Annotated in this window: 17 protein-coding genes; 4 read left to right on the top strand and 13 right to left on the bottom strand. The window is 62.5% G+C overall.

Annotated elements, in window-relative coordinates:
- The first annotated feature begins 136 nt into the window (after positions 1-136).
- Complete coding sequence (locus ACZLZQ_RS14125; protein ID WP_472949884.1) at positions 137-1279, top strand: DUF2336 domain-containing protein; 1143 nt, start codon at positions 137-139, stop codon at positions 1277-1279.
- A 29-nt stretch (positions 1280-1308) separates the two neighbouring features.
- Here ACZLZQ_RS14125 and ACZLZQ_RS14130 read toward each other — a convergent pair whose 3' ends face one another.
- From ACZLZQ_RS14130 to ACZLZQ_RS14155, 6 genes are all read right to left on the bottom strand, one after another.
- Positions 1309-2082: an NAD kinase gene (locus ACZLZQ_RS14130; RefSeq protein WP_472935111.1), complete on the bottom strand. Its 774-nt coding sequence runs from the start codon at positions 2080-2082 to the stop codon at positions 1309-1311.
- A gap of 221 nt (positions 2083-2303) precedes the next feature.
- Positions 2304-2561: a DUF2171 domain-containing protein gene (locus tag ACZLZQ_RS14135; RefSeq protein WP_472949885.1), complete on the bottom strand. Its 258-nt coding sequence runs from the start codon at positions 2559-2561 to the stop codon at positions 2304-2306.
- Positions 2562-2624: 63 nt separating this feature from the next.
- Positions 2625-2804 (bottom strand): hypothetical protein, encoded by a 180-nt coding sequence (locus tag ACZLZQ_RS14140; protein WP_472949886.1) that lies wholly within the window; start codon positions 2802-2804, stop codon positions 2625-2627.
- A 330-nt stretch (positions 2805-3134) separates the two neighbouring features.
- On the bottom strand, positions 3135-3905 hold the full coding sequence (gene xth, locus ACZLZQ_RS14145; RefSeq protein ID WP_472949887.1) for an exodeoxyribonuclease III: 771 nt from the start codon (positions 3903-3905) through the stop codon (positions 3135-3137).
- Positions 3906-3990: 85 nt separating this feature from the next.
- On the bottom strand, positions 3991-4203 hold the full coding sequence (locus ACZLZQ_RS14150) for a cold-shock protein (RefSeq protein ID WP_472935115.1): 213 nt from the start codon (positions 4201-4203) through the stop codon (positions 3991-3993).
- Between the two features lie 374 nt (positions 4204-4577).
- Entirely contained in the window at positions 4578-4835 is a 258-nt protein-coding gene (locus tag ACZLZQ_RS14155) for a hypothetical protein (protein WP_472935116.1), read from the bottom strand.
- A gap of 239 nt (positions 4836-5074) precedes the next feature.
- Here ACZLZQ_RS14155 and ACZLZQ_RS14160 point away from each other — a divergent pair, with 239 nt between their 5' ends.
- Positions 5075-5242, top strand: coding sequence for a small membrane protein YohP (locus ACZLZQ_RS14160; protein WP_472935117.1), 168 nt, complete (start codon positions 5075-5077; stop codon positions 5240-5242).
- A gap of 77 nt (positions 5243-5319) precedes the next feature.
- Positions 5320-5973 (top strand): PAQR family membrane homeostasis protein TrhA, encoded by a 654-nt coding sequence (trhA, locus tag ACZLZQ_RS14165; RefSeq protein WP_472949932.1) that lies wholly within the window; start codon positions 5320-5322, stop codon positions 5971-5973.
- A 93-nt stretch (positions 5974-6066) separates the two neighbouring features.
- Here the strand turns inward: trhA and ACZLZQ_RS14170 are convergent, their stop codons facing one another.
- Both ACZLZQ_RS14170 and ACZLZQ_RS14175 read right to left on the bottom strand, forming a co-directional pair.
- Complete coding sequence (locus ACZLZQ_RS14170) at positions 6067-6276, bottom strand: hypothetical protein (RefSeq protein ID WP_472949888.1); 210 nt, start codon at positions 6274-6276, stop codon at positions 6067-6069.
- A 57-nt stretch (positions 6277-6333) separates the two neighbouring features.
- Positions 6334-6603 (bottom strand): DUF1294 domain-containing protein, encoded by a 270-nt coding sequence (locus tag ACZLZQ_RS14175; RefSeq protein ID WP_472949889.1) that lies wholly within the window; start codon positions 6601-6603, stop codon positions 6334-6336.
- A 148-nt stretch (positions 6604-6751) separates the two neighbouring features.
- On the opposite strand from ACZLZQ_RS14175, the gene ACZLZQ_RS14180 reads away from it, so the two are divergent.
- Positions 6752-7018 carry a hypothetical protein gene (locus ACZLZQ_RS14180; protein WP_472937505.1) on the top strand — a complete coding sequence of 89 codons (267 nt, stop codon included), beginning with the start codon at positions 6752-6754 and terminating at the stop codon, positions 7016-7018.
- Positions 7019-7144: 126 nt separating this feature from the next.
- On the opposite strand, the gene ACZLZQ_RS14185 is transcribed toward ACZLZQ_RS14180, so the two are convergent.
- The 5 genes from ACZLZQ_RS14185 to ACZLZQ_RS14205 form a co-directional block, all read right to left on the bottom strand.
- A complete protein-coding gene (locus ACZLZQ_RS14185; RefSeq protein WP_472935122.1) occupies positions 7145-7432 on the bottom strand; it encodes a PepSY domain-containing protein in 288 nt (95 codons plus the stop codon).
- Positions 7433-7554: 122 nt separating this feature from the next.
- A complete protein-coding gene (locus ACZLZQ_RS14190) occupies positions 7555-7743 on the bottom strand; it encodes a hypothetical protein (RefSeq protein WP_472949890.1) in 189 nt (62 codons plus the stop codon).
- Positions 7740-7985 carry a hypothetical protein gene (locus ACZLZQ_RS14195; protein WP_472935124.1) on the bottom strand — a complete coding sequence of 82 codons (246 nt, stop codon included), beginning with the start codon at positions 7983-7985 and terminating at the stop codon, positions 7740-7742. Before ACZLZQ_RS14195 ends, ACZLZQ_RS14190 begins: the two co-directional genes overlap by 4 nt.
- Before the next feature lie 165 nt (positions 7986-8150).
- Positions 8151-8420: a hypothetical protein gene (locus ACZLZQ_RS14200; RefSeq protein ID WP_472935125.1), complete on the bottom strand. Its 270-nt coding sequence runs from the start codon at positions 8418-8420 to the stop codon at positions 8151-8153.
- A 160-nt stretch (positions 8421-8580) separates the two neighbouring features.
- Positions 8581-9927, bottom strand: a complete 1347-nt coding sequence (locus ACZLZQ_RS14205; RefSeq protein ID WP_472949891.1) for a flagellin N-terminal helical domain-containing protein — start codon at positions 9925-9927, stop codon at positions 8581-8583.
- Between the last annotated feature and the right edge of the window lie 20 nt (positions 9928-9947).

Raw genomic sequence — 9947 nt, forward strand, 5'->3', positions numbered from 1 at the left:
GCGTCCTTGCCTCGGCCGGCGCTCTGGTCGCGGCCACATGGTGAATCCGGTGATAAGGGAGATGGTGAACGAATCCTAAACCATTGACCGTCAGAGTGGCCCCGACAGATCGAGAACCGTCCAGGGCCCTTGCCACATGATCGTGCAGCGTTTCGTCAAATGGTGCGAAACCGCCACCACCCGCGAGCGCGCGGAAGGGGTGGCGATGCTCGGCCGGGCTGTGGCGGAGGGCGAGGTCGCAGCCGCCGATCGCCCGGCCACGGTGGCCGCGATGACACTCGTCCTCGAGGATCCCTCGCCGAAAGTCCGGCTCGCGCTGGCTGAGGCGCTTGCCGCATCCGACAACGCACCGGCGACCATCATACGCGCGCTCGGCGCGGACAACGAGGAAATCGGCTGCCTCGTCGCCAGCCTTTCGCCCGTGCTGACCGATCTCGACCTGATCGATCTGGCTGCCGCCGGCGGCAAGCGGCTGCAGACGGCGATCGCCGGCCGTGCCGCAGTCTCCGTCCGCCTAGCCGCGGCCATCGCCGAGATCGGCGGCCGCAGCGCCTGCGCGACGCTTCTCGCCAATACCGGTGCCATGGTTGCCGGCGTCAGCCACCGCCGGATTGCCGAGCGGCACGGCGCCGATGCCGAGGTGCGCACCTTGCAGCTGCAGCGGCGCGATACGCCCGTCGATGTGCGTCAGACGCTGATCCTGCACCTTGGCCAGGCATTGGCCGGCTCCACCATGGTGCGCCGGACGCTCGGCGACGCGCGCGCGCAGGTGCTAGTGTCGGAAGCTTGCGAGAGGGCGACCGCCTCGCTCGCCCTCTCCGTGCCGCCGGCAGAATTGCCCGCCCTCGTCGAGCATCTCCGGCTGTCTGGGCAACTGACCACCGCCTTCCTCATCCGCATCGTCTGCGCGGGAAACATCGATCTCTTCGCCGCCGCGCTGGTCTCGCTGTCGGGCTTGACCGAGCGGCGTGTCAGGGCCATCGTCGTCGATGGCCGCGAGGCAGCCTTTGCCGCGCTGGTGACAAGCTGTGGGCTCGTTCAGGCGGCAGCACCCTTGTTGCGGACGGCGATCCAGGTCTGGAAGCAGGCGATTGCGCGTCATGCCTCCCCGGATGTGGGGAGCGTGACCGCCGAGGTGATGGCGCGGCTCTGCGCTATCCACGAGGCGCGCCAGGACGCCGCCGGGTTCGCGGCCCTGACGACCTTGCTGCACAGGCTCGAAGGCGAGAGCAGCCGCCACCATGCGCGCTATCAGGCCGAGCGGATGCTGGCGGCCTGACGCACCGTCGGGCGCGGCGTGCAGGCTGATCAGTAGCGAAACTGCTCCGCCAGAATTCGCTCATCGCCGGAATGGTCCTGGTCGAAGAGGATCAGGCTGCGGGCGTGGCGCGAGATTCGGATCGTCACCTGCACCACCGACTTCACCTCGGTATGATCGGCTACTGCGTTCACCGGACGCTTCTCCGGTTCCAGCGTCTCGATGACCACGGTCTGGTGATTCGGCAGGAGGGCACCGCGCCACCGGCGGGGGCGGAACGCGCTGACGGGCGTCAGCGCCAGCAAGGGCGCATCCAGCGGAATGATCGGGCCTTGGGCCGAGAGATTGTAGGCGGTCGACCCGGTCGGCGTCGCTACCATCACGCCGTCGCAGATCAACTCCTCCATCCGGACCTGCCCGTCGATGACGATCTTCAGACGGGCGGCCTGGTAGGATTGGCGGAAGATCGAGACCTCGTTGATCGCGAGCGCGGTGTGCTCGACGCCATCGCTGTCGACGGCCATCATCTCGAGTGGCCGGATCTTGTTCTCGGTCGCAGCCGTCAGCCGCTCACGTAGGCCCTCCGCCCGGAATTCATTCATCAGGAAGCCGACCGTGCCTTGGTTCATCCCGTAGATCGGGACGTTCGTGCCCATGAAGCCGTGCAAGGTCTGAAGCATGAAGCCATCGCCGCCCAGCGCGACAACGATGTCGGCCTTCTCGGGCGGGACGTTTCCGTAGATCGAGATGAGTTCACGGGCGGCGTCCTGTGCCGGCTCGGTCTCGCTCGCGAGGAAAGCAATGGACGATGCGTCGCGCTTCATGGCGTTCATGCTCACTGATGGCTGGCGACAGGTCGCAACGGCGGCAATCTACGCACTCCGAACGAAAGAGATAGCCAGGAAATCCCGCGGTACCGAGTTATCCGCCGGAAGGCCGCAGCGCCAAACCCTCCTGCACGAACAAAAAAGGCCCACCGAAGTGGGCCTTTCGCAGCGTAAAATTCTCTTGGCGACACCGAATTCGTCGATGACGCCAGACGCGGTTAAATCGGCTGGCCGCTTTCTTCTTCCTCGAACGTCACGGCGACGTCGCCATTGGCCGACAGGCGAACCTGGTTGCCCTCGACGTCGGCGACGAGGCCGATCGAGATGAAGTGGTGATGGCCCTTGTGGGCGCCTTCGCCGCTGTCCTGCTTGGTGAGCTTGATGCGCTCGCCGACGACGCGGTCGACCTTGCCGACATGCGCGCCATCGGCACCGATGACTTCCATATGTTCTTTGATCGCAGTGACGTCAGCCATGGAAATTCTCCTGTGATGGTTCACCCACTAACGCGCCATGCTCAGCATGGATGCAAGCCCGCCTCACTGCTGCGACGCATGGCGGATGTTCGGCAGGTCTTGCCCGCTTTCCTCGGGATCCGGTTCGATGGGCGGCGAATCCTCATTGGGCTCGCGGATATCATCCGGACGCGGATCGCCGTCGGGGTTCGAATCGGGCGTCGGGCCAGTGGGGTCGATGATGTTGGGCTGGATGTCGGACATGCGCTTTCCTTCAAACGAGAGAGGATGCGAATCAAGCGCGGCTTGGTTCAAAGGTTCCAAAGCGCCAGTTCGCTAGAAACAGCATCACGAAATCTGTTGCAGAACATAGGTTTGCGGCCATCTTGCCGAGATGCATGGCAGCTATGCGCGAAAGGGGATGGCCGTGTGCACTGCAAAGGGCTTTTATTGCTTTGCAAACGTTTCCTCCCAGATCCTTTGCATAGACTCAGCCCGCTGACTTCGGTCGGTGGGCTTTTTTTTGCCTGCTGGCTGGGAAGCATTCCTGTCCGCTCCTCGGCGCGGCAATGGATGCTGAACCGCTAGAAACGATCAGCCGAGCGTCACCCAGGCCGGAGCATGATCGCTGGCGCCTTCCAGTCCCCGAACGGCGCGATCGACGCCGGCGCCTTCGAGCTGGTTCTTCAGCGAGGGGCTCAACAGGATGTGGTCGAGCCGCATGCCGGCATCGCGTCCCCATCGCCCGCGCTGGTAGTCCCAGAACGTGTAGAGCGGCAGATCCGGGTGTTGGGTCCTTAGCGCGTCGGTCCATCCCTGCGACAGGAGACGTTGATAGGCGGATCGGCTCTCGGGCTGCACCAGCGCGTTGGTCGCCAGCGATGTCGTCTTGTAGATGTCGAAATCTGTCGGGACGACATTGAAATCGCCGGCCAGGACGACCGGCAGGCCGGTCTCGACCAGGCTTGCGGCGTGGTCGATCAACCGCTCGAACCAGGCGAGCTTTGCCTCGAACTTCGGGCCGGGCTGGGGATTTCCGTTCGGCAGATAGAGCGAGGCTACGATCAGCCCGCGGCAGGCGGCTTCGATGTAGCGGCTCTCCCGGTCGGCGTCGTCGCCCGGCAGGACGTTGCGGGTGAGCACAGGTTCCGCGCCACGCACGAGAAGGGCGACGCCGTTCCATTGCTTCTGCCCGTTCCAGACCGCGTGGTAGCCGAGGTCGCGCAGCGCGTCTTGCGGGAAGTCCTTCTGCACCGCCTTCAGTTCCTGCAGGCAGACGATGTCAGGCTCTGCCTCGCCCAGCCAGGCCACGAGGTTCGGCAGTCGGCGGTTGACGTTGTTGATGTTGAAGGTGGCGATCTTCACGGCTCAGTCCGATCGAGCGCGAAACGGCAGACAAAAAAAGGCCCCGCCGAAGCGAGGCCCGTTTTGCTGTGTGCTGAAGCTAGGCTCAGACCTGCTGAAGATTGATAGCCTTCGGGCCCTTGCCGCGCGGATCGGGCTGGGATTCGAAGGAAACCTTCTGGTTGTCGGACAAGGACGACATGCCGGAGCGCTCGACGTCCGAGATGTGGACGAAAACGTCTGCGCCGCCGTTGTCGGGGGTGATGAAGCCGAAGCCCTTGTCCGCGTTGAAGAACTTCACTGTGCCAGTCTGGGCCATAACTACCTATCCTATTTATCTCGGACACCTGTCCAAGCGAGGGGACCATGCGGAAATGATCGCCATAATTCAACCCCATCCTCACCGAGAAATGCCGCCTTAAACCCGTCGTGACGAAGAATAGCGCCTTTTGCGGTTATAAAACCGCTTTACCCGCCTTTCCATGACGCAAAAAATTAAGCTATCGGGACGTCTTTTGGATGTCTGGCGTGTGGTTTTCGGATCCTAGTTGAGCCGAAATGCGATCGGATGGGGCTTCCGAAGCCGACCACCGACCGTACGGTGGAAGCCGCCGCATTGGGAATACGCACATTTAGAATGATATCCCAATTGGACAGCAGACTGCATGGCCGCTGCTGCTAATGGCACCGCGGTCAGTTCGCGGGGGATGCCTCGGCGGCGGCTGCGGTCTTCCGCTTGCGTTTGACAGGCACCGCTACGACGGCCTCAGCGGCCAGTTGCTCGGCTTCATCGCGGGCGATCCGGGCAGCCTTCAGCCGATCGTTCTTCGCGCGCGTCTTGTCGGCGTCCGCCGCGATCATCGACATGGCCGAGCCTTTTTCGGCGCGCATCGGTGTCTCGCGAAAATACTGATGGCCGGCCAGTACGGCAGGGGATTCCTTTTCGGTCATAATTCGCTTTCCGGAAGAGTTTCGGCCAATGGGCCGCCGAGGCATTTGCGCCGTTGTTCGGAACGCTGGCGTTCCGGAAGCCTTAACGATTTCGATCGGCGGCAGTTGCCCACCAATCTTTGCGAGTGCTCGAACGTCCGGTTTCGTACGTGACAGCGTGTTGGCAGACGGCAGACAAACCGTTGTGCCGCCGACCGGAACGCCGAGAGACGTCGGTCATTTCTGGATGGCGGATCGGAATGTTACCTCCGACTGCGAGAGCCGATTCTCGTCGCCTACGTGGTGATGAGGTTGGCTTCACTGGAAACAAGGAGAATCCTGTGCTGAAATTTCTCGGAATCGTCGTCGCCATCATCTTCATCATCGGCTTGCTGGTCGTGATGGGTGTGTTCAAGCTGATCTTCTAACGAGCGCCTGTGCCGACGGGCATGGGAAAGAGGTGGCGGGCGGCGGCCCATTGGTTCCAGACGGGAGCGATCAGCGCATGCAGCAGGAGAGCCGCCACCTCGGCGAAGTGACGTGGCGATATTCGGCCGGAGAGCTTTGGGCAGATGGCGTCGTCCACGTGGTCGGACTGATCCTGGCCGCCGTAGGGACGGTGGTCTTCGCGGCGTTTCTGGTAAACGCAGGCGATCCCGCCTATGCCGCAGCGGTCGCGCTCTATCTCTCGACGCTCATGATCTCGATCAGCGCCTCGGCGGTCTACAACATCTGGCCGGTGTCGAAGACCAAATGGTGGCTGAGGCGGATCGATCACTCGGCGATCTACCTGCTGATCGCCGGAACCTATACGCCCTTCATGGTGAAGATGAGCACCTGGTGGATGCTGTCGGGGGTCTGGGCCATCGCCATCGCCGGCGTCGGTCTGAAACTCCTGCGTCCCGGACAATATGACCGGCTTTCGATCGCGCTGTATCTCGGGATGGGCTGGAGCGGCGTCGCGACCTACAACAGCCTGATCGGCCGGCTCTCGCCGACTGTCATCTGGTTGATCGTTGCCGGTGGTCTCGTCTACTCGCTCGGCGTGATCTTTCACCTTTGGGAAAATCTACGCTTTCAGAACGCGATTTGGCATGGGTTCGTTCTCGTCGCGGCGGCGATACACTACGCCGCCGTCTGGTGTGCAACGCTGACTTGATCGGCGGTTGGCGACCTGTCGGGCGATGCCGGTCTTGAAATCGCTGCGGGGTGTGAGACGACGCATCCCGCACAGGGGCCGCCCACGCTGATTTTAGCGATAACCGGCGCGATGATCGATGTTGCGGGACGCGCTTGAAGCGTTTGCTGCATTACGGGGTCGGCCTTCAGCCTGCACGTAAAGCTGATCAAGCTTATCCACGAGCGCTTGTTCGGTGGCTCCCGCCTCGGTGATCAAGCCTGCCTCGTAGGCGCCGAGCGTTTCCGTCGCTGTCATGTAAGCCTCCTTTTCTTTGTGGGTCATTTGCGAATCCCGTCATCCTCGATTTGGTTCCCGGCGAAAGCCGATGTTTTGCGATCATCACGCCGGCAGGACGCCCGTAACGAAAAGCAGAAATACGAGGACTTGAAGGCCGGCGATCCCGAGAAGCCGGTTTCGGAACGGTTGTTTCTGTGTCTTGTGGCGAAAGACGCTGCTGGCCAGAAGCGCTCCGCCGCTGCCTCCGGCGAGGGCGAGGAGAAGCAGTGTGCGTTCGGAGATACGGCGCCGGCCCGCTCTGGCCGACGCCTTGTCCAAGCCGAAGGCGGCGAAGCACAGCATGTTCACAAACGACAGATAAAGCAGCGTCATCACGTTCACGTCTCGACGGTCAAAGCGGGGCATGGCAGGGATAGCGGATCGACCACGGCGGGTAGGCGCGAAGGGGTAGGTGCCACGGTGATCATCCAGGTCCCGTGTCGCCTTTCTGCCGCCCGCAAAGCTAGCAAGGAGTAGAGAGATGCTGAGTGAAGCGGACAAGGACGCGATTTCCGAGAAGATCTCGACGCTGTTCCAGGGTCTCGAACTGACCGAGGTCGCCGACGTCCTCAAGATCCAGCTGGCTATGCTGGTCACCCAGGGCGCCGACGACGAAGAGGGCGCAATCGAGTTCCTCGACGAGATCACCGATGACGTCGAGGACATCATCAAGGGCTATCCCTTCGGCGAGGACGACGATCTCGACGAGGGCGCGGAAGCCCCGAGCGAGCCGACCAAGCCTGCCTGACCACGTTCTGGCAGATAAGGACGGTCGGTAGAGTGAGACCTGCTCCTCGCCGACTTCCTCAAAAACAACAGCCGTCCCGCGTGAGCGGGACGGCTGATCAGAACCTTCAGTAAACGCCGATGCGCTTTACTGGGCTGGCGCGGTCGAGGTTGCGACCTTCGGCACGATCGGGTTGCCGGTTCGCACGTCGTATTCCATCCGCACCTCGGCGCCGTCCTTCATATAGAAGACGATCTGATAAACGCCGCCGGAATAGCTGACCTGATCGATGAACGAGAACTCCGGACGGGTCTCCACCTTGGCGACGATGTCGGAGAGCTTCGCGGCATTGGCCGGGGGCGCCTCGGGCGCGACGGCGAGGGCGCCGGTGGTCATCAACAGCGAGAAGGCGAAAAGGGCGGCGGGGGTACGCATGCGGATGCACTCCATTGGAATGCTGCCGGAACCATGCCGAGCGTTTTTGGTTCCGCCATGCTGCGTTGCGCTGCCAGCGATGGTTGACGCAGCATTTCCCGCGGCAAAAGCTTTAGCGGGATTTACTTCCCGCCCTCGATCGCCTTCCGGATCGCGTTTGCCATGTCGTCCGCCGGGTTTGCGGCGGGATCGCCAACTGGCGTCTGCGCCGCGCCGACCGGCTCGGCGGCATGGCGCTCGCCCAGCATGAAGGCGATGCCGAGGCCTGCCAGCGCGGAGACCGCCAGCACGAACATCATGCGACGGCTCATTCTTCCCGGAACTCCTGCGGGAGGGTGCCGTGCCGGGCAAGAATCTCCGGCGTCTCGACCACCTCGTCGGTGTCGAGGTCAATGGTCTGGGCCAGCGCCACGACGCCGGCCATCCGGCTGGCATCGCGATCGGCGCGGGCAATGGCCTCGTCGGCCGTCTTGAACTCCATCACCCGTCCGGCGACGAGCTTCTTGCCCATCATCTCGAACTGCTGGACGATGTAGAGGGTCTTCTCGGCCATCAGGCACGCCTCCGGAGGGTGATGGCGGGCGACTTGCCCGCGACGTCGCGTTGGCGACCTCGCTACAGCATCCCGCCCGCGATCGGAACAGATATTCCGGGGGATCGAACGCCGCACAGTGGCCGATGGCATCGCCGCCACCGGCCGCCGGTCCGGCAGTCCGGATCAGAGCACGCCGGGCTCAATGGCGGCGAGCGAGGCGGCGCCGGAATAGCGGCGGCGGCGGCCGACCAGCATCATCGGCACGCTGGCAAACGACAGCAGCAAAGCGGCCGCAGCGAACAGGCCGATCGTCGGGTTCTCCTCGACGGCCGTCGTGTAGAAAATGAGATAGCACTCATAGAAGAACGCCGGCGGGCAGACCGTGAACAGCGCGGCGCCGGCATAGCCGAGCGTGCGGAAGCGGGTGGTGACGAAAGTATCGTGCGAAACCATGGAAATCTCCTGACAGATGCGGCACGCCTCGCATGCGGGGCTTGCGCGAGGCGATCCATGTCGCGGCGTACGGCGCCGACGCCAAGAGCTGTGGCCTCAAACGAAAACACCCCCCGTCCGTGCGGACGAGGGGTGCGCTGATCGAGGTGTGAACCGAAGATTAGCTGCGGAACAGCGACAGGATGTTCTGCGTCGAGGTGTTGGCGATCGACAGCGCCTGGATGCCCAGCTGCTGCTTGGTCTGCAGCGCCTGCAGGCGGGTGGACTCTTCAGACAGGTCGGCGTCGACGAGGCCGGAGACGCCCTTGTCGATGGTGTCCATCAGCGTATCGACGAAGGAGCTCTGTAGATCGATCCGGGATGCGATGGCGCCAAGCTGGGCCGCACCAGACGTGACCAGCGTAGCGGCTTTGCTGATGATGTCGACATAAGCGCTTAGCTGCGCCTTCGTGGTAGTGCTGGTGACGGCAATCATGCTGGCCGCAGACGAGGATGTTATCGTTACAAGGTTAGGGCCAGAAGCTGTAGCAGATGTTTCTGACAGCCCAATTTCTGCAGCTGTAGTAAAGCCGAGAGCCGTGCTTGCATTTGTTGCCTTGCTCACGTTGAAAGCTTTGTCGCCGACAAAAGTGATGTTACCAGTGGCGGCGCCGGAGGCATTCAGTTCAACCTGAGCGGTAACGCCTGAGACGCCGGCCTTTTTGAAGGCCGAGTTGAGAACGGTGACAAGAGCGTCGTCGGTCTCGATTTTGACATCGGCGCCAGCTGCCGGAGCCAGATCGAGCGCGTCGATTACAGTTGCGCGATCAACGGTAACGAGAACTGCCGGGCCGGTTCCAACAGATACAGTAAAGCTGAGGCTGTCAGCAGTGCCGAAATCAGAAGATGTTGCGCCGACACCAGCTGTTCCTGTCGTCACGAAGCCGGTTGCAGTGCCACTGCGGACGGTATCGAGAATCCCGTTTGCCGTGGCCGAAGAATCGAAGAGGCCGATGCCTGCGAAGTCGACAGCAATCGTATCAATCGACACGCCCGTTGTGGTCCGGGTAAATCCGGAAACCACTGATGCTGCGGACTTGCCAGTGCCGGCGGTGGTGTCGATCGACAGCCAATTCTCGCCCGAGAACGAACTGGACTTCGCAATTGTCGTCAGCTGCTTCTGAAGTTCAGCGATTTCATTGCCGATCGCCGTCTTGTCGACGCCATCCTGCGAGGCAGCGACGAGCTTGGTTTTGATAGCGTCAAGGACCTCGAGGGTCTTGTTCAGGCCCTGATAGGCTGTGTCGACAGTGGAAGCTCCAAGGTTCAAGGCGTCCTTGACGGTCGCAAGTGCCTTGTTGTCGGACTTCAGCGTGGTCGAGATCGACCAGTAGGCGGCGTTGTCCTTGGCTTCGCCGATCTTCAGGCCGGTCGAGACGCGGTTCTGCGAGGTTTCGAGCGCCGAGTTCGTCTGCTGCAGCGTGCGCAGGGCGGTCGTGGCGGCGGAATTGAAGTTGATGGAAGTCATGTGAAGTAGTCCCGAACGCG

Source organism: Mesocryomonas lacus, assembly GCF_055730105.2.